Genomic DNA, 16,298 nt, shown 5'->3' on the forward strand with positions numbered 1-16,298 from the left:
CCGCCCGGCAGTTTCACTGTAACAGCTGGGGGCGATCGAGGCGAAAAAAAGGCCCCCGCGCGGGCGGGGGCCTGGCGGCGCTGCAACTGGGCAGCGCCGTAGCGGGCAGGTGATGGCCAGGGAGCCCGGCGGGTTCTCCCGGCCCTATGCCTGCCCAAACCGGATCAGGGCTTGGTTGCCTGCATCGACGGACGCTGGCTGAAGGTCTCGTACCAGGCGGCGGTGGCGGGGTGGCCGGCGCGCCAGTCCAGGTCGGGAAAGCGGAAATCCAGGTAGCCCAGTGCGCAGCCGATGGTGATGGTGCCGATGTCGAGGCGGCCGTTCAGCGAGGCGGCGTTCTTCTCCACCAGGGCGAGGCCGTCGCGGACCTTGCCCAGCTGGCCTTCGAACCAGCCGTCCCAGCGCAGGGCTTCCGGACGCAGCACGGATTCATAGCGGGCCAGCAAGGCCGCGCCCAGCATGCCGTCGGCCATCGACTGTTCCGTCAGCACCTGCCAGCGCGCCTTGCCGGCCGGGAACAGCGCGCCGCCGCCCAGGTCGTTCAGGTATTCGCAGATGACGCGGCTGTCGTACAGGACCTGGCCGTCATCGGTGATGAAGGTCGGCACCTGGCCCAGCGGATTGCTGGGGATGATGGTCTGGTCGCGCGCGACGGGGCCGGCCGCGCTGGGCAGCTTTTCGATGCGGTCGGCCAGGCCGAGCTCATGGGCGATGACCATGCATTTGCGCACGAAGGGCGACGCGGGCGAGTAGAAGAGTTTCATGGGGATCCTTGTCGGTGGAGAGGCGTCAGTGTTGTGCATGCGCCAGATGTTGTCCAGCGATCCAGCCGAAGGTCAGGGCGGGACCGAGCGTGATGCCGGGGCCGGGATAGGCGCCGCCCATCACGGATTGCATGTCGTTGCCGGCCACGTACAGGCCGGGAATGGGCGCGCCCGCGGCGTCCAGGGCCTGGGCGTCGGGGTTTGCGGCGATGCCGCAGGCCGTGCCGATGTCGCCCGGGTAGACCTGGACCGCGTAATAGGGGCTCGCGGCCAGCGGCGCCAGGCAGGGATTGGGCGCATGCTCCGGGTCGCCCAGGTAGCGGTTGTAGGCGGTCGATCCCTTGCCGAAGTCCGGGTCCAGGCCTTGGGAGGCGTGGGCGTTGTAGCGCTCCACGGTGGCTTGCAGCGTATCGCCGGGCACGCCCAGCCGCGCCGCCAGCGCCGCCAGCGTGGGGGCTTGCAGCAGATAGCCCGCGTCGATCAGATGCTGGCGCGGCCTGCCGCCAGGCAGCGCCAGGCCCAGGCCCCAAGTGTCGATGAAGCGCTGGTCGCAGATGAGGAAGGCGGGAATGCTTGGCGCCGTGTCGTGGCTGCGGTACATGGCCTGCACGAACTCATGGTACGAGGCCGATTCGTTGACGAAACGCCGGCCCGCGCCGTTTACCGCGATGAGGCCGGGCTTGGCGCGGTCCCACACCAGATGCGGATAATGCAGGCGCTTGCCGTCGGCGGATTCCAGCACGGACACCGGCGCCCAGAACGCGGGGCTGGCGTGGCCCGTGCCGAGCGCCGCGCCCGCGCTCTCCGACAGGCGGATGCCGTCGCCGGCATTGTCCCGCGGCGACATGGACCACAGGCCGGTGGGCTGCGGATAGGTCCGAGCGCGGCGTTCGGGATCCCAGGGAAAGCCGCCCGTGGCCATCACCACGCCGCGCCGCGCGCGGATGTTCAGCGTCTTGCCGCCGCGCGCGACCGCGGCGCCCAGCACGCGGCCTGACGGGTCGCGATGCAGCTCGAGGGCGGGGGTGTCGAGCCAGTAGTCGATCTTGCGCGCCAGCAAGGCGTGGAACAGCTGTGCGGCCAGCGCATTGCCCAGCAGCAGTCGGGTGCCGCGGTGATAGCCGCGCGCGCGGTCCGCGGCATAGCGCAGCACCAGCTTCATGCTGTGACGCCAGGCCGCGAACGAACGGGTGGCCCGCAGCAGATGGCGCACGTCGGTGATGTTGACCATCATGCCGCCCAGCACCGTGAATTCCTTGAGCGGATCGCGCAGCGAGCGGAAGTCGCGACCCAGCCTGCGGCCGTCGAACTCCAGCGGGTCCAGCGAGCGTCCGCCCATCGCGGCGCCCGGCAGATCGGGGTAGTAATCCGGCGAGGCGGTGCGCGCGGCCACGTCCAGGATGCCGCGCGACGCCAGGTAATCCATCATGCGCGGGCCGGCTTCCAGATAGGCGCGCTTCATGTCGTCCGGAGCGGCCGCGCCCACGGTCTGTTCCAGATAGGTCCAGACGCGGTCCATGCTGTCCGGGTGCCCGGCGGCTTCGGTCTGCGCGTTCAGCGGAATCCACAGCGCGCCGCCGGAGATCGCGGTGGAGCCGCCTATGCGGCCGGTCTTCTCAACCAGCAGCACGTCCAGCCCTTCCTCGCGCGCCGTCAGCGCCGCGGCCATGCCGCCCGCGCCCGAGCCGACGACCAGCGCGTCGACTTCCTTGTCCCAAGTGATGCCTTCCATGCTGCCTATGCTCCCGAACCGCCCAGCGACTTGCCGCCGTCCACGAAGATGACCTGGCCAGTGATGAAGTCCATGTGCGGCGCGGCCAGGAAGGACACGGCATTGGCGATGTCTTGCGGTTGCCCCGCGCGGCCGGTGGGCTGCAGGGCCAGTTGGGCCGCCAGGCGTTCGGGCGTGAGATTGCGCAAGAGCGGGGTGTCGATGAGGCCGGGGGCGATGGCGTTGACCAGAATGCCGCGCGGGGCCAGCTCCATGGCCGAGGCCCGCGTGTAGCCGACCAGGGCCGCTTTCGATGCCACGTAGTGCGGGTGGTTCTTCGCGCCCAGGTAGGCGCGCGACGCGATATTGACGATCTTGGCGCCAGGCGCCATGTCGCGCGCGGCTTCCTGCGTCAGGGTCGCCACCGCCAGCAGATTGACGTCGAAGGCGCGGCGGTAATCGGCGCTGTCCACCTCAAAGAATTTGCGTTCGTCGAACAATCCCGCGTTGTTGACCAGCGCGGCCAGCGGCGCGAGCGAGCGCGCCAGCGCGCGCGTGGCGGCTTCGTTGGTCAGGTCCACCACGCGGTGTTCCACGTCCAGTCCTTGCGCCCGCAGCGCTTCGGCTTCCTTCGCGGCCAGTTCCGCGTTGCGGTCGGCCAGTACGACGCGAAAGCCGTCGCGCGCCAGCCGTTCCACGATTGCCAGGCCCATGCCGCTTGCGCCGCCCGTGACCAATGCCGTGCCCAGATCCATGATGTTTCCTTATACGGCCAGATAGCCGCCGTCCACCGGCAGCACCACGCCATTCACGTAGCTGGCCATGTCCGAGGCCAGGAACAGCACCGGCCCGACGATCTCGTCGGCCCGTCCCGCGCGCGCCATGGGGGCGCGCTGCATGTACCAGTCCGTGCCTTGCGCCTGCGAGCGCTGGCCGGCCGTCATCTCGGTTTCCATCAAGCCGGGCGCTACGGCGTTCACACGCACGCCGTGCGGCGCCAGGTCGCGCGCCAGCACTTCGGTGAACGAGCGTACGCCGCCCTTGGACACCACGTAGCCCGCGGTCGATATGCTGCAGCCGTAGGCCACGATGGAGCACAGGTTGACGATGGCGCCGCGCGTGGCCTTGAGCTGTTCGACGAAGGCATGCGTGACGTTGAAGGTGCCTTGCAGGTTCACGCTCATCAGGCGTTCCCAGATCTCGGGCGTGTTCGGATCGTCGAAGGGCGCGCGAGCGGAGATCCCGGCGTTGTTGACCAGCACGTCCAGGTTGCCGTGTTCGGTGGCGGACCGCTGCGCGAAGGCGCGGACCGCGGCGGCATCGGTTACGTCCAGCACGGCGTCGGCCGCCTTGCCGCCCGCGCCGCGGATGGCCTGCACGGTGGCGGCGGCCAGCGCCGCGTCCACGTCGGCGACGATCACCGACGCGCCTTGCCTGGCGAAACCCTGCGCGATGGCCGCGCCCAGGCCGCGGCCGGCGCCCGTGACGAGGACCCGCTTGTCTTGCATCGATATCATCATGGTCTGTCCTTGCGGCGCCTCAGGCGCCCAGATAGGCGCGCTGCACGCCTTCGTCGCTGGCGAGCGCCGCGGATTCGCCTTCCAGCGCGATTTCGCCGTTTTCCAGGATGTAGGCGTAGCTGGACACCGACAGCGCCAGCTTCACGTTCTGCTCCACCAGCAGGATGGTGATGCCTTGCTCGTGGTTCAGCCGCAGCACGATGTCGAAGATCTGCTCCACCACCAGCGGCGACAGGCCCATGGACGGTTCGTCCAGCAGGATCATGCGCGGCCGCGCCATCATGGCGCGGCCGGTGGCCAGCATCTGCTGTTCGCCGCCGGACAGCGTCGCGGCCTTTTGCTCGTAGCGTTCGCGCAGGCGCGGGAAGGTGTCGCACACCATCTCCAGGTCCTGCCGGACGGCCGCCCGGTCGGCGCGCAGGTAGGCGCCCATCTCCAGGTTTTCGCGCACGCTCATTTCGCGGAAGATCTCGCGGCCTTCCGGCACCTGCACGATGCCGCGTCCGACGATGGCGTCGGCCGGCAGCCGGTGTATGGGCTGGCCGTCGAAGCGCACGCTGCCCGCGGTGGGCGCGACCAGGCGCGAGATCACGTTGAGCGTGGTGGACTTGCCCGCGCCGTTGGCACCCAGCAGCGCCACGATGGCGCCTTGCGGCACTTTCAGCGACACGTCCTGCAGGGCGCGGATATTGCCGTAGGCGGCCGATACCGCGTCGACTTCAAGCAGATACTCAGCCACCGGCGGCTCCCTTGCCCAGATAGGCCTCGATCACGCGGGGATTGCTGCGCACCTCCGCGGGCGTGCCTTCGGCGATCTTCTCGCCGAAGGACATGACGGTGATGCGATCCGAGATCGACATCACCAGCTGCATGACGTGCTCCACCAGCAGCACCGTGATGCCGTCGCGTTCGCACAGCTCGGTCAGCAGCCGGTCCAGCGTTTCGATCTCGCGGTTGCGCAGGCCGGCTGCGGGCTCGTCCAGCAGCAGCAGCTTGGGCGATATGGCCAGGGCGCGCGCCAGCTCCAGCATCTTCTGGCGGCCGAAGTCCAGGCTGCATGCGGGCGTGTCGAGGAAATCGGCCAGTCCCACGCGCTCCAGCAGGTGCTCGACCCGCTCGCGCGTTTGCGCGGCGGCCGGGCGCAGCAGCTTGCCGGCGCTGTCGGCGCCATGGGCATAGGTGCCCAGCAAGGCGTTCTCGCGCACGCTGAGCGCGCCGAACAGCTCCAGGTTCTGGAAGGTGCGGGCCACGCCCAGCGCCGCCATTTCGTGTGGCTTCCTGCGCGTGATGTCGACGCCGTCGAACAGGATGCTGCCGCTGCTGGGGCGGTAGTAGCGCGAAATGCAATTGAAGGTGGTGGACTTGCCCGCGCCGTTGGGGCCGATCAGCGCATGGATGCGGCCGCGCTCCACCTGCATGGACAGGCCGTTGATGGCGGTCAGGCCGCCGAACTTTACGGTCAGCCCTTGCACGTCCAGATAGGGATGGCTGCTCATGCCGCGCTCCTTTGGGTCGGTTTGGCCGCGGCCTGGCGCGGGGCGGAAGGTTGCGGCGCGACCGGCGGCGCAACCCGGCCGCGCTCGCCGCGGCCGGCAAACAGGCCCTTGGGCGCGAACATCATGAAGCCCATCAGGATGAAGCCGTAGATGATTTCCTGGAACGACAGCGCCTGGCGCAGCAGTTCGGAGATCAGGCCGAAGGCCAGCGCGCCGGCAATGGCGCCGCGCACCGAGCCAATGCCGCCTACCACCACCATCGTCAGGATCAGTATGGTGGTCTGAAAGCCCAGGCTTTCCGGATGGATGAAGGAGGCGAAGGTGGTGTACATGCCGCCCGCGATGCCGGCGTAGGCGGCGGACAGGGTGAAGGCCGTGCGCTTGATGGCGTTGACGTTCACGCCCATGGCCTGGGCCGCCACATCGCTCTCTCGCACTGCGCGGAAGGCCGAGCCCAGCTGCGAGCGCGACAGGGCGACGGTGGCCCACAGCAGCAGCGCGGCGATCAGCACGACGAAGGGATATGCCTTGGCATCCGACACCAGCTCATAGCCGAATAGCGTGGCCGGCGAGATCCGGAAGCCGTTGGAACCGTTGGTGACCGATTGCCAGTTCAGGAACACCCATTGCATCGCCTCGCCGAAGGCGAAGGTGGACAGGGCCAGATAGATGTCGCGCATGCGCAGCGCCAGCGCGCCGATCACATAGCCCAGCGCGGCGGCAAGCAGCCCGCCCGCGACGATGGAAATGAAGAATGGCGGATGCCAAAGGTTGTTGATGAGGCCGGCGGTGTAGATGCCCACGCCGTAGAAGGCGGCGTGAGACAGCGCGAACTGCCCGGTTTCGCCGATGACCAGGTGCAGGCCCAGGGCCAGCACCACGAACACCATCAGCAGGTTCACCACGTAGATGACATAGCCGCTGGCCGCGAAGGGCAGGATGGCCAGCACCACGGCCATCAGCGCCAGCAGCGCATGGTCGATTTTCTTGCTCATACTTTCTTCACCTGCAGTTTTCCGCCCAGCAGCCCTTGCGGGCGCAGCAGCAGCACGACCATGATGGCCACGAAAGGCGCGACCACGATGGCATTGGTCGAAATGAACAGTCCCACCAGGTTCTCGGCCACGCCGATCACGAAGCCGCCCACCACCGCGCCAGGCAGGCTGGTGATGCCGCCCACGATGGCCGCGGCATAGGCCAGGATGGCGATATGGCCGATGTCGGGCGTGATCAGGATCTTGGGCGTGATGAGCAGCGCGGCGACCGCGGAGATCAGGCCGGCCAGCGCCCACACCAGCATGCGGATGCGGGTCAGGTTCACGCCCACCAGCCGGGCGGCCTTGGGATTCATGCCCACCGCGCGCATCGCGCGGCCGACGCGGGTGTAGGTAAACATCCCGAACAGCAGCAGCATCACGCCCACGGCGACCGCAAAGATCACCAGGTCGAGCTGGGTCAGCACCGCGTCGCCGATGATGATGGCGTCGGTCGAGGCCAGCGGCGGCAGCGAGCGCGGCGTGTCGCCCAGGCCGGTCTGCCGCACCAGGCCTTTCAGCGCATAGGCCAGGCCCAGCGTGGCGATCACCATTTGCACGCCCACGCCCTTGGAGGCGATGACGCGTTCCATGACGACGCGCTGGAACAGGCCGGACAGGACGGCCACGGCGGCCAGGGTGATGGGAATGACGACGAGATACGGCCAGCCCATCACCAGCGTGAGGAACAGGGCGATGTAGCCGCCGACCATGAAGATTTCGCCCTGGGCGAAATTGGGCACGTCGGTGGTCTTGAAAATGATGACTACGGCGACGGCCAGCAGCGCGTACACGCTGCCCGTCACCAGTCCTGACAGCACCCCCTGCTGCAGGAACAGCCAGATATCGGCAAAGCTCATGATGTTCTCCGGGGGCCCGCGCGCCGCTGCGCCAGCGTGCGGGCCCGACCCGTGGCGGGCCGCTGGTTTACTTCTGGTACTGCCAGACGCTCTTGAAGGCGCCGGGCACGAGCGACATGTTGGTGCCGTCGAACTTGATGTAGATGGCGGACTCCTGCGCGGCGTGGTCGTTCGGGCCGAACTCGATCGGACCGGCCATGACGCCCGAGTCGAACTTCATGGTTTCCAGCGCCTGCAGCACTTTCTCGCGGGTGGGTTGCGGGCCGGCGGCCTTCAGCGCGTTGACCACCGTCATCGCCGGCGGCAGGCCATAGGGCATGTAAGTCTGCGGATGGCCCGGCTTGGCGGCCAGGTCGGGGTAGGCCTGCTTGTACATGTCGTACACCCAGGTCAGCTTGGCGCCGCCAGGCACGTCGGACAGCACTTCCTGGATATAGACGTTCTTGAAGGCGTCCTTGTTGCCCACGTTCTCGACCAGCTGCTTCAGATCGGCCGTGCCGTTCACCGCCAGGACGATGGGCTTGTTCCAGCCCAGTTCCTGCGCTTTCTTGATGATGAGCGCGGCGGGGCGGGCGTAGGTGGTCAGCAGCAGCACGTCGGCGTTGGCGGCGCGGATCTTCAGCATGGGCGCGGTGACGTCGGTGATGTTCGGGTTCACCGATTGCACCTGCAGCGCCGCGTCGCCCAGCTGCTTGATCTGGGCCTGGGCGGCCTCCAGGTTCCAGCCGCCGTAGGCGTCGTCATGGTTGATGTAGCCGATCTTCTTGGCCTTCAGGTGCTCGGCGGCGAACTGCACCATTGAGCCGCCGACGGCGTGCTGCGAAATGGAGAAGGCGCCGTAGATGTACTTGGAGGGCGGATACAGCGCGCCGTCGCCCGATGCGTTGAGCATGACGAGCGGGACCTTCTCGCGTTCCACGTATTCGCGCGAGGCCACCACCGCGGCCGAGCAGGAGCCGCCGTTCAGCAGGAACACCTTGTCCTGTTCGTTCAGCTTCTTCACCGCGGCGACCAGGTCGTTGGCGTTGCAGCGGTCGTCCTCGATCACCAGCTCGATCTGGCGGCCATGTATCCCGCCTTCCTTGTTGACCTTGGCGTACCACATCTTGGCGGCGTTCAGCACATCGAAGCCATAGGCCATGCCGCTGCCGGACAGTGGCGCGAAGAGGCCGATCTTGATGGTCTTGTCGGTGATGCCCGGCTCCTGCTGCGCTTGCGCGCCCAGGCTCAGGGCCCATGCGCACAGCGCGGCGGCGGCTGCGTGGCGACTGCTTTTCTTCATGTTTGTCTCCCGTTCTTTTCTGGTGCGCGCCTTTGGTGGTGGATGGCGCCTTGCTGCGTTGCCGGCCTGGGCCGCCGGTATGCCTTACTGCATGCGGTAGCCGCCGTTGACGTCGATGACGCTGCCGGTGATGTAGCCGGCTTCCTCGGACGCGAGGAAGCGCACGGCGGCGGCCACGTCGTCCACGGTGCCGATGCGGCCCAGCGGAATGGCTTGCGCCGCGGCGGCCAGGGCGCCGCTGCTGGTGACGGTGCTGCGCAACATGTCGGTGTCGATGAGGCCGGGCGCGATGCCATTGACGGTCACGCCCAGGTGCGCGGATTCGCGCGCCATGGCCTTGGTCAGGCCCAGCACCGCGGACTTCGCCGCGATGTAGGAGGCGCTGGAGCGGTAGCCGCCCAGCTGTGCCGCCACCGACGTGAAGGTCACGATGCGGCCGTGCGCCAGCGGCGCGGCTTCGCGCCGGCGCAGATAGGCGCGGCCGCACAGGAACACGCCGCGCGCGTTGACCGCGAAGCTGCGTTCCCAGATGTCCAGCGTGGTGTCCTTGATGAGCGGGCGTTCGCCGTTCTCCTGGAACAGCAGCAGGCCGGCGGCGCTGACGAGCACGGCGATGGGGCCGTGCTGCGCTTCGATCTGCTCGAAGGCGTTTTCGACCGAGGCCTCGTCGCTGACGTCGAAGGCGTGCGCGGCGTGCGGAGCGCCCAGTTCGTCCGCCACGCGGCGGGCGCGCTGCGCGTCCAGGTCCGAGACCACGACGCGCAGGCCGGCGCGGGCCAGTTCATGGCAGATGCGGGCGCCAATTCCGCCGCCGCCGCCGGTGACGAGCGCAAGACGGGGAGCCGGACCTGTGCCGGCCGGCGTGGATACATTGGACATGCTGTCTCCTGGTAGCGCGCCTTCCGCCTAGGGAGGGGCCGGGCCGCTGGTTTGAATTTTTTGCGATTATGTATACATGAATGGGTCGCACATATAGGGGCTTACCCGAGGTCGCGCTTGATTTACATCGTGTTTTATAGAGAAGTTCCGAAATTCGGAATTGCTTCTGGCGTCGTATGTATTCTTCATGTATACAATGCCGCTATGGACACGCTATCTCAACACGTTACCGACACGCTGCGGGACTGGGTGCTGCACGGCAAGTTCAGCCCTGGCGCCCGCCTGGAAGAAATCCCGCTGGCGGAAAAACTGGGGGTGTCGCGCACGCCGGTGCGCGCCGCGCTGGCGACGCTGGGCAACGAGGGGCTGCTGGAGCACCTGCCCAAGCGCGGCTATACGGTGCGCGCCTATGACATCGGCGAAATCGTGGCGGCCTACGAGGTGCGCGCGGCGCTGGAAGGGCTGGCCTGTCGCCAGGCGGCCTTGCGCGGGCTATCCAACGATGCCGTGGCGGTGCTGAAGAATTGCCTGGACGAGGGCGACCGCATCCTGGGCAAGGGCGTCTTGCTGGCCGAGGACCATCTGCCGTACCAGCAGGTGAACATCACCTTGCACAACGGCATCCTGGAGGCGGCGGGCAATCCCTGGGTGCGCCGCTTCGCGGCGCAGGCGCAGGCCATACCGTATGCCTCGGACCGGATCATCCTGTGGGAGGACCACGGGATCATCCTGCGTTCGCACGACGACCATCACCGCATCGTCAATGCGATCATCGCCCGCGACGGCGCGCGGGCGGAGGACCTGATGCGCGAGCACGTGTATTACGCGGGCATCATCCTGAAGAACAACTACGAAAGGCTGGCGCAGGCGTACCGGGTGTGAGGTACGCCTGAGGCGGCGGCCTCAGCCGGCCGCGCCTCAGCCGGCCGCACCTAACCGGCCGTACCTAGCCGGCCGCACCCGTTTCCAGGCAGGGCTTGAATTCGCCGGTGGCGGGATCGCGCAGGTACAGCAGGCCGGTGGCCACGCCGAAGTAGGTGCCGTGCAATTCCAGGTCGCCCTTTTCCACGCGGCGGCGGATGGACGGGAAGGTCATCAGGTTGTTCAGGCTGTGCTCGACCACGGCCAGTTCCAGGCGCTTCAGGTTGGCTTGGCGGTCGCCGGTGCCGGGGCCCAGGCGTTCGGCCACGGGTTCGATCTGCGACATCCACTTGCCGATGAAATCGCCCTTGGTCAGCGGCTTGGCATCGTCGAAGAAGGAGCGGATGCCGCCGCAAGACGCATGGCCCAGCACGACGATGTGCTTGACGTTCAGGCCGTTGACCGCGAATTCGATCGCGGCGCTGGTGCCGTGGTACGAGGATTCCGAGTCAGGGTCACAGGGCGGGACCAGGTTCGCGACGTTGCGGACGACGAACATCTCGCCGGGGCCGGCGTCGAAGATGACTTCAGGCGACACGCGGGAGTCGCAGCACCCGATGATCAGGATTTCCGGGTTTTGCCCGGTTTCGGCCAGCTTTTGGTATCGGCTGCTTTCCGAGGGAAAACGGCCCCCCAGGAAAGATTGATAGCCTTCGGTGAGTCTTTTGGGAAACATGATTTTTTATCCTCGTAGCTGAGCCAGGCGTGCTGGCGTGTCGGCGCACGCAACAAGGGGCTTCGTGTGGAAGCCCCTTTTATTGAGTCGACAAACCGAATTTTCCCATACTTGACCTTGCGCCACGCTGTCTAAACCCTGTGAGAATCAGGGTTTTTAAGTCCCCACGGGGAGGGGCGGCAGGGGATCTTCCCTGTTTCGGCCGCGCCGGCTGGGAGGCGGCTAGCGGGCGTCCACGTCCAGCGCGGTGACGCGGGTGAACTGCAGCGGCGTGATGGCCCGGATCTGCTTGATCTGGCCGGGCGCCAGCGGACCGACGACGTCGTCGCGCACGCGGCCGATTTCCCGGCCTTGCGCGTCGTACAGCACGAAGGTCAGCATGGCGCTGTTGATCGGGCGGGCGGACTGGTTGGAGAGCAGGCCGGTAATGGCCGACACGTTCTGGTTGACGTCGCGCACGGCCTGGACGTTGCCCAGCGTGACGCCATAGACCAGGCTCTGCGCGCCGGCGGCGCCGGACAGGCCCGCGAGCAGCGCGAACGAGGCTAGGGCAAGTTTCATCGTGGTCTCCTGTGCAGCCGCGGTGTCGGGCGCCATTGTCGCCTGCAGGGCGGTCATCGCCACCTCTGGAACGGAGGCATGCCTATCTCACACCTTTCCTGGTCCATGCACAACGGGGCAAAGGGATGAATGGGTAACAGGTTGCTCGGATTGGTCGCAAATTCACCCGCTTGGGGGCATGCCGCAAGGGGAAAGGCGCGGACGGGTTCAGGGCCGCGTAAGGCCTTGGCGATTCTTGACTTTCCATACTCTTGCGAAGGCGCGTGGATTGTTCGATCATGACCGGGCCGGCGATTGGCCGGCGGATCGTGCGGCCCGCCTTCTTTTGCGACTGACTCCAGGCGCGCGGGCGCCCAAGGGAGGAACTCATGCTTTCCCGTACCAGCCAATTGGCCTCGGCCTTTCTGTTGACCGCCTGCTTCGCCGGCGCGGCATTTGCCCAGACTCCCGCGGCCTCGACGCCTGCCAAGACGCCCACGCCGCAGCAGCAGCGCATGGCGGACTGCAACAAGTCCGCGACAGGCAAGACGGGCGACGACCGCAAGACCTACATGAGCAGCTGCCTGAAGGGCGAAACCGCCGCCGCGCCCGCCAAGCAATTGACGCCGCAGCAGCAGAAAATGAAGGACTGCAACGCCACGGCCACGTCGCAGAAATTGACCGGCGACAAGCGCAAGACCTTCATGAGCACCTGCCTGAAGGGCTGAGTCCCCGCCGCAAGAAAAAACGCCAGCCTGATCCAGGCTGGCGTTTTTCTTTGCTCACACCGTCGCGATCGGCGTGACCGGCGAACCGATGGCGTGCGGCAGGCGCAGCGGCGGCGCCGTCAGCATGAAGCGATGGCGGCCGTTGGCGTGCAGCCAATCGGCCAGGTCCTTCAGGTACCAGAGTTCCGCCAGCGGCAGGCCCAGCTTGAACAGGCAATGGTGGTGCAGCGGCAGCATGGCGCGCGGGCCGGTTTTCTCGCGCGCGGGGTAGGCTTCTACTGCGTAGTTGTCGGCGCAGATGGCGGCGATGCCGCTGTCGGTGATCCATTGCAGCAGCGCGGCGTCGGTGCCGTCCAGCGCGGCGCCGTAGGTATGCAGCGTTTCGGCGTCGGGCTTGCCGTTCATGGCGACGACCGCTTCCGCGTAGCCGGTGCGCAGCACCAGCATGTCGCCGGTTTCGACGCTGATGCCGTCCGTCTTCAGCACGTGCATCAGTTCGGCGTGGCCGATCAGCGTGCGGCCGGGGCCATAGTGGCGGAACAGGTCCACCAGCACGCCGCGGCCCTGCATGCCTTTCTGGGCCAGGTTTTCCACGCCCAGCTTCAGCGCCGCCGACGGGCCGCCGCTGTTGCAGCCGCAGCCGGTGTGATCGCCGTCGGCGGGGCCGACCACGTCCACGCCGGCCTGGTAGCCGTTGTAGTAGCGCAGCTCGGGCTTGCCGTCGCCGTCGGCGTCGAACAAGGCGCCCACGTGGGCCAGCGCGTCCCATTGCGTCGAATACTGCATGGACAGCAGCACCTGGTCGTCGCTCAGCACGTCGACCGCGTCGGGGTTGACGTTGCGCAGCGGGAAGTTCAGGTAGGGCGTGTCCTGCAGCCGGGTCGGGCTCAGCTGCGGCGGATGGCGGCGCGGGTTGAGCACGTTGCCGCCGGGCAGGTCCAGCGGCAGCGACAGGCAGAAGGTCTTGCCGGCGCGGATTTCGCGCGCGCCCTTCAGGACCTGTTCTTCGGTGATGAGGTTCAGGCGGCCGAGTTGGTCGTCGGGCCCGAAGTCGCCCCAGTTGGAGCCTTCGGGCCGGTTTTTCCAGCGCTGCATGCCGCTTACCCCTTCAGGAAGTCGACGACCGTGCGGGTGAAGACTTCCGGTTGTTCCCAGTTCGAGATATGGGAGGTGTTCATCTCCACATAGCGCGCGCCGGGAATGGCGGCGGCCAGCTCGCGGCCCTGGGCCGGGGTGGCGGCCAGGTCGTGCGTGCTGCTGATGACCAGCGTGGGCGCCTTGATGGTGTTCACCTGTTCGCGGAAATCGGCGTCGCGCAGCGCGGCGCAGTTGCCGGAATAGCCGGCATCCGGCGTGCGGCGCAGCATGTCGACCAGCACCTGGGTCAGGCCGGGCTCGGTGGCGCGGAAGTCGTCGGTGAGCCAGCGCTCGACCAGCGTGGGCGCCATCTTTTCCAGCGTCTGCTCGGCGACCGCGGCGATGCGGGCGCTCCAGCCTTCGGCCGAGCCGATGCGCGCGGCGGTGTTGCACAGGATCAGCTTGTCCAGCAGTTCGGGGCGCGCCAGCGCCAGCCACAGGCCGGTGGGGCCGCCCATCGACAGGCCGCAGAAGTGCGCGCGCTTGATGCCCAGGTGCGCCAGCAGTTCGGCGACGTCGTTGCCCAGTTGCTCGAAGCTGTATTCGCCCTCGGGGATCGACGATTTGCCGTGGCCGCGGGTGTCGTAGCGCAGCACGCGGAAGTGCTTGCTCAGTTCGGGAATCTGGCGGGCCCACATGTCGGAACAGGTGCCCAGCGAGTTGGAGAGCACGAGCACCGGCGCGTCGGCGGGGCCATCGATGACGTAGTACAGCCGTGCCTGGCTGAGATCGGCGTAAGACATGCGGGTTTATTCCTTGCGTTTACAGATGGCAGACGCCGTCGACGTAGGCCTTGCGCCAGCGCGTGATGTTCACGTGCTCGAACAGGTCGGCCTTGGAGAACGGGTCGGCGTCGATGAATTGCTGCGCGGCTTCGCGCGTTTCCAGGGCCACGATGTACAGGCCGCCGCCGGCGTCCTTGCCGTCGTCCTGCAGCTTGGCGCCGCAGGCCAGCAGCAGTTGCTTGTTCGCGTCCAGGAACTCAAGGTGCGCGGCGCGATGCTGCTGGCGCACTTCCTGGTGGCCGGGCTTGTCGAAGGTTTCGATGATGTAGGGCATCGGCCGCTCCTTGTCAGATTGCCGAGGGATGGCGCGCCAGCGCCGTGACGTTGATGTCCATGTACGGGAACAGCGGCAGCGAGGACAGCAGCGTGTGCAGCTCGTCATTGCTTTCGACGTCGAAGATGCTGACGTTGGCGTAGCGGCCGGCCACGCGCCACAGGTTCTTCCACTTGCCGTCGCGCTGCAGTTGCTGCGCCAGGGCCTTTTCGTCGGCCTTCAGCTTGTCGGCGCGCTCGGCCGGCATGTCGACGGGAAGATTGACTTGCATTTGGACCATGAACAACATGATGACTCTCTCCTGTAAAGCGGCTCCGGCACGGCCGGAGCGCGCACAAAACTCAGCGGGAAAACTTCAGCGGCAGGCCGGTCAGGCGCAGCAGCTCGTCGGCGGTGGTGTCGCCGAACATGTCGATGACGGTCACGCCGTCGGCGCGGATGTCGAACACCGCCACGTCGGTGTAGACGCGCGATACGCAGCGCACGCCAGTCAGCGGATAGGTGCAGGCCTCGACCAGCTTGCTCTGGCCTTCGCGGGTCTGCAGTTCCATCATCACGAAGACGTCCTTGGCGCCGATGGCCAGGTCCATCGCGCCGCCCACGGCCGGAATGGCGTCGGGCGCGCCGGTGTGCCAGTTGGCCAGGTCGCCGTGCTGCGACACCTGGAAGGCGCCCAGCACGCAGATGTCCAGGTGGCCGCCGCGCATCATTGCGAACGAATCGGCGTGGTGGAAGAACGAGCAGCCGGGCAGTTCCGTCACGGGCTGCTTGCCGGCGTTGATCAGGTCGTAGTCTTCCTGGCCCTTGGCGGGCGCGGGGCCCATGCCCAGCATGCCGTTTTCGGTGTGGAGGATGACTTCGCGGTCGGCCGGCAGATGGTTGGCGACGAGCGTGGGCAGGCCGATGCCCAGGTTCACGTAGGCGCCTTCAGGAATGTCCTGCGCCACGCGGGCGGCGATCTGGTCGCGGGTCAGTTTGGTGCTCATTGCTGCTCCTTGGCGGCCGGGGTGGCTGCGATCTGCACGACGCGTTTCACGAAGATGCCCGGGGTCACGACGGTTTCGGGGTCCAGCTCGCCCAGCTCGACCACTTCGCGCACCTGTGCCACGGCCACGCGCGCGGCGCTGGCCATGATGGGGCCGAAGTTGCGGGCGGTCTTGCGGTAGACCAGGTTGCCCCAGCGGTCGCCGCGCTCGGCCTTGATGAGCGCGTAGTCGGCGTGCAGCGGATACTCCAGCACGTACTGGCGGCCGTTGATCTCGCGGATTTCCTTGCCGTCGGCCAGCGGCGTGCCGTAGCCGGTGGGCGTGAAGAACGCGCCGATGCCGGCGCCGGCGGCGCGGATGCGCTCGGCCAGGTTGCCCTGGGGCACGAGTTCCAGCTCGATCTTGCCGCTGCGGTACAGGCCGTCGAAGATCTGCGAGTCCACCTGGCGCGGGAACGAGCAGATGATCTTGCGCACGCGGTTGGCGCCCAGCAGGGCGGCCAGGCCGGTGGTGCCGTTGCCGGCGTTGTTGTTGATGATGACCAGGTCCTTCGCGCCCTGCTCCAGCAGGGCATCGATCAGTTCCATGGGCTGGCCGGCGGTGCCGAAGCCGCCGATCATGACGGTGGCGCCGTCGGGTACGTCCGCCAGGGCGGCCGCCGCGCTTGCAACAAGCTTAGAAATCATGATGTTTGCTCATAGGTGG

At 67.3% G+C, this 16,298-nt stretch carries 20 protein-coding genes; 2 read left to right on the top strand and 18 right to left on the bottom strand.

Annotated features, from left to right (window positions below; all coding sequences use genetic code 11):
• Positions 1-164 precede the first annotated feature (164 nt).
• The 10 genes from HWY37_RS01465 to HWY37_RS01510 form a co-directional block, all read right to left on the bottom strand.
• On the bottom strand, positions 165-764 hold the full coding sequence (locus HWY37_RS01465) for a glutathione S-transferase (RefSeq protein ID WP_176087677.1): 600 nt from the start codon (positions 762-764) through the stop codon (positions 165-167).
• Positions 765-789: 25 nt separating this feature from the next.
• Positions 790-2,496: an FAD-dependent oxidoreductase gene (locus HWY37_RS01470; RefSeq protein WP_176087678.1), complete on the bottom strand. Its 1,707-nt coding sequence runs from the start codon at positions 2,494-2,496 to the stop codon at positions 790-792.
• 5 nt (positions 2,497-2,501) lie between these two features.
• Complete coding sequence (locus HWY37_RS01475; protein WP_176087679.1) at positions 2,502-3,230, bottom strand: SDR family NAD(P)-dependent oxidoreductase; 729 nt, start codon at positions 3,228-3,230, stop codon at positions 2,502-2,504.
• Between the two features lie 9 nt (positions 3,231-3,239).
• Positions 3,240-3,992, bottom strand: a complete 753-nt coding sequence (locus HWY37_RS01480) for an SDR family NAD(P)-dependent oxidoreductase (RefSeq protein ID WP_175207551.1) — start codon at positions 3,990-3,992, stop codon at positions 3,240-3,242.
• 22 nt (positions 3,993-4,014) lie between these two features.
• A complete protein-coding gene (locus tag HWY37_RS01485) occupies positions 4,015-4,734 on the bottom strand; it encodes an ABC transporter ATP-binding protein (protein ID WP_175207503.1) in 720 nt (239 codons plus the stop codon).
• Positions 4,727-5,491, bottom strand: coding sequence for an ABC transporter ATP-binding protein (locus HWY37_RS01490; protein ID WP_175207504.1), 765 nt, complete (start codon positions 5,489-5,491; stop codon positions 4,727-4,729). The genes HWY37_RS01485 and HWY37_RS01490 overlap by 8 nt, the downstream gene beginning before the upstream one ends.
• A complete protein-coding gene (locus tag HWY37_RS01495) occupies positions 5,488-6,486 on the bottom strand; it encodes a branched-chain amino acid ABC transporter permease (protein ID WP_176087680.1) in 999 nt (332 codons plus the stop codon). Before HWY37_RS01495 ends, HWY37_RS01490 begins: the two co-directional genes overlap by 4 nt.
• A complete protein-coding gene (locus tag HWY37_RS01500) occupies positions 6,483-7,385 on the bottom strand; it encodes a branched-chain amino acid ABC transporter permease (protein WP_175207506.1) in 903 nt (300 codons plus the stop codon). The genes HWY37_RS01495 and HWY37_RS01500 overlap by 4 nt, the downstream gene beginning before the upstream one ends.
• A 67-nt stretch (positions 7,386-7,452) precedes the next feature.
• Positions 7,453-8,667: an ABC transporter substrate-binding protein gene (locus tag HWY37_RS01505; protein ID WP_176087681.1), complete on the bottom strand. Its 1,215-nt coding sequence runs from the start codon at positions 8,665-8,667 to the stop codon at positions 7,453-7,455.
• 84 nt (positions 8,668-8,751) lie between these two features.
• Positions 8,752-9,546: an SDR family NAD(P)-dependent oxidoreductase gene (locus HWY37_RS01510; protein ID WP_176087682.1), complete on the bottom strand. Its 795-nt coding sequence runs from the start codon at positions 9,544-9,546 to the stop codon at positions 8,752-8,754.
• Positions 9,547-9,750: 204 nt separating this feature from the next.
• Here HWY37_RS01510 and HWY37_RS01515 point away from each other — a divergent pair, with 204 nt between their 5' ends.
• Complete coding sequence (locus HWY37_RS01515; RefSeq protein ID WP_176087683.1) at positions 9,751-10,428, top strand: GntR family transcriptional regulator; 678 nt, start codon at positions 9,751-9,753, stop codon at positions 10,426-10,428.
• Positions 10,429-10,492: 64 nt separating this feature from the next.
• On the opposite strand, the gene HWY37_RS01520 is transcribed toward HWY37_RS01515, so the two are convergent.
• Together HWY37_RS01520 and HWY37_RS01525 are read right to left on the bottom strand one after the other, a co-directional pair.
• Positions 10,493-11,143: a carbonic anhydrase gene (locus HWY37_RS01520; protein ID WP_175207510.1), complete on the bottom strand. Its 651-nt coding sequence runs from the start codon at positions 11,141-11,143 to the stop codon at positions 10,493-10,495.
• Between the two features lie 222 nt (positions 11,144-11,365).
• Positions 11,366-11,704, bottom strand: coding sequence for an FxLYD domain-containing protein (locus tag HWY37_RS01525; RefSeq protein WP_175207511.1), 339 nt, complete (start codon positions 11,702-11,704; stop codon positions 11,366-11,368).
• Between the two features lie 368 nt (positions 11,705-12,072).
• Here HWY37_RS01525 and HWY37_RS01530 point away from each other — a divergent pair, with 368 nt between their 5' ends.
• Entirely contained in the window at positions 12,073-12,411 is a 339-nt protein-coding gene (locus HWY37_RS01530; protein WP_175207512.1) for a PsiF family protein, read from the top strand.
• Positions 12,412-12,465: 54 nt separating this feature from the next.
• Here the strand turns inward: HWY37_RS01530 and HWY37_RS01535 are convergent, their stop codons facing one another.
• The 6 genes from HWY37_RS01535 to HWY37_RS01560 are packed head-to-tail and all read right to left on the bottom strand — an operon-like array spanning position 12,466 to position 16,279.
• Complete coding sequence (locus HWY37_RS01535) at positions 12,466-13,506, bottom strand: cyclase family protein (protein ID WP_175207513.1); 1,041 nt, start codon at positions 13,504-13,506, stop codon at positions 12,466-12,468.
• A gap of 5 nt (positions 13,507-13,511) precedes the next feature.
• A complete protein-coding gene (gene pcaD, locus HWY37_RS01540; protein ID WP_176087684.1) occupies positions 13,512-14,291 on the bottom strand; it encodes a 3-oxoadipate enol-lactonase in 780 nt (259 codons plus the stop codon).
• 19 nt (positions 14,292-14,310) lie between these two features.
• On the bottom strand, positions 14,311-14,607 hold the full coding sequence (locus HWY37_RS01545; protein ID WP_176087685.1) for a YciI family protein: 297 nt from the start codon (positions 14,605-14,607) through the stop codon (positions 14,311-14,313).
• A gap of 13 nt (positions 14,608-14,620) precedes the next feature.
• On the bottom strand, positions 14,621-14,896 hold the full coding sequence (catC, locus tag HWY37_RS01550; RefSeq protein WP_042796227.1) for a muconolactone Delta-isomerase: 276 nt from the start codon (positions 14,894-14,896) through the stop codon (positions 14,621-14,623).
• Positions 14,897-14,948: 52 nt separating this feature from the next.
• On the bottom strand, positions 14,949-15,593 hold the full coding sequence (locus HWY37_RS01555; RefSeq protein ID WP_043546700.1) for a 3-oxoacid CoA-transferase subunit B: 645 nt from the start codon (positions 15,591-15,593) through the stop codon (positions 14,949-14,951).
• Entirely contained in the window at positions 15,590-16,279 is a 690-nt protein-coding gene (locus HWY37_RS01560) for a 3-oxoacid CoA-transferase subunit A (protein WP_013396544.1), read from the bottom strand. The genes HWY37_RS01555 and HWY37_RS01560 overlap by 4 nt, the downstream gene beginning before the upstream one ends.
• Between the last annotated feature and the right edge of the window lie 19 nt (positions 16,280-16,298).

This window comes from Achromobacter anxifer (assembly GCF_903652925.1).
In the GTDB taxonomy this organism is placed as follows: domain Bacteria; phylum Pseudomonadota; class Gammaproteobacteria; order Burkholderiales; family Burkholderiaceae_B; genus Achromobacter; species Achromobacter anxifer.

Excerpts from the sequence above, each read along its gene's own strand:
- HWY37_RS01465 (WP_176087677.1), bottom strand. The coding sequence starts at position 764 with ATGAAACTCTTCTACTCGCCCGCGTCGCCCTTCGTGCGCAAATGCATG.
- HWY37_RS01470 (WP_176087678.1), bottom strand. The coding sequence starts at position 2,496 with ATGGAAGGCATCACTTGGGACAAGGAAGTCGACGCGCTGGTCGTCGGC.
- HWY37_RS01475 (WP_176087679.1), bottom strand. The coding sequence starts at position 3,230 with ATGGATCTGGGCACGGCATTGGTCACGGGCGGCGCAAGCGGCATGGGC.
- HWY37_RS01480 (WP_175207551.1), bottom strand. The coding sequence starts at position 3,992 with ATGATATCGATGCAAGACAAGCGGGTCCTCGTCACGGGCGCCGGCCGC.
- HWY37_RS01490 (WP_175207504.1), bottom strand. The coding sequence starts at position 5,491 with ATGAGCAGCCATCCCTATCTGGACGTGCAAGGGCTGACCGTAAAGTTC.
- HWY37_RS01495 (WP_176087680.1), bottom strand. The coding sequence starts at position 6,486 with ATGAGCAAGAAAATCGACCATGCGCTGCTGGCGCTGATGGCCGTGGTG.
- HWY37_RS01500 (WP_175207506.1), bottom strand. The coding sequence starts at position 7,385 with ATGAGCTTTGCCGATATCTGGCTGTTCCTGCAGCAGGGGGTGCTGTCA.
- HWY37_RS01505 (WP_176087681.1), bottom strand. The coding sequence starts at position 8,667 with ATGAAGAAAAGCAGTCGCCACGCAGCCGCCGCCGCGCTGTGCGCATGG.
- HWY37_RS01510 (WP_176087682.1), bottom strand. The coding sequence starts at position 9,546 with ATGTCCAATGTATCCACGCCGGCCGGCACAGGTCCGGCTCCCCGTCTT.
- HWY37_RS01515 (WP_176087683.1), top strand. The coding sequence starts at position 9,751 with ATGGACACGCTATCTCAACACGTTACCGACACGCTGCGGGACTGGGTG.
- HWY37_RS01520 (WP_175207510.1), bottom strand. The coding sequence starts at position 11,143 with ATGTTTCCCAAAAGACTCACCGAAGGCTATCAATCTTTCCTGGGGGGC.
- HWY37_RS01525 (WP_175207511.1), bottom strand. The coding sequence starts at position 11,704 with ATGAAACTTGCCCTAGCCTCGTTCGCGCTGCTCGCGGGCCTGTCCGGC.
- HWY37_RS01530 (WP_175207512.1), top strand. The coding sequence starts at position 12,073 with ATGCTTTCCCGTACCAGCCAATTGGCCTCGGCCTTTCTGTTGACCGCC.
- HWY37_RS01535 (WP_175207513.1), bottom strand. The coding sequence starts at position 13,506 with ATGCAGCGCTGGAAAAACCGGCCCGAAGGCTCCAACTGGGGCGACTTC.
- pcaD (WP_176087684.1), bottom strand. The coding sequence starts at position 14,291 with ATGTCTTACGCCGATCTCAGCCAGGCACGGCTGTACTACGTCATCGAT.
- HWY37_RS01545 (WP_176087685.1), bottom strand. The coding sequence starts at position 14,607 with ATGCCCTACATCATCGAAACCTTCGACAAGCCCGGCCACCAGGAAGTG.
- catC (WP_042796227.1), bottom strand. The coding sequence starts at position 14,896 with ATGTTGTTCATGGTCCAAATGCAAGTCAATCTTCCCGTCGACATGCCG.
- HWY37_RS01555 (WP_043546700.1), bottom strand. The coding sequence starts at position 15,593 with ATGAGCACCAAACTGACCCGCGACCAGATCGCCGCCCGCGTGGCGCAG.
- HWY37_RS01560 (WP_013396544.1), bottom strand. The coding sequence starts at position 16,279 with ATGATTTCTAAGCTTGTTGCAAGCGCGGCGGCCGCCCTGGCGGACGTA.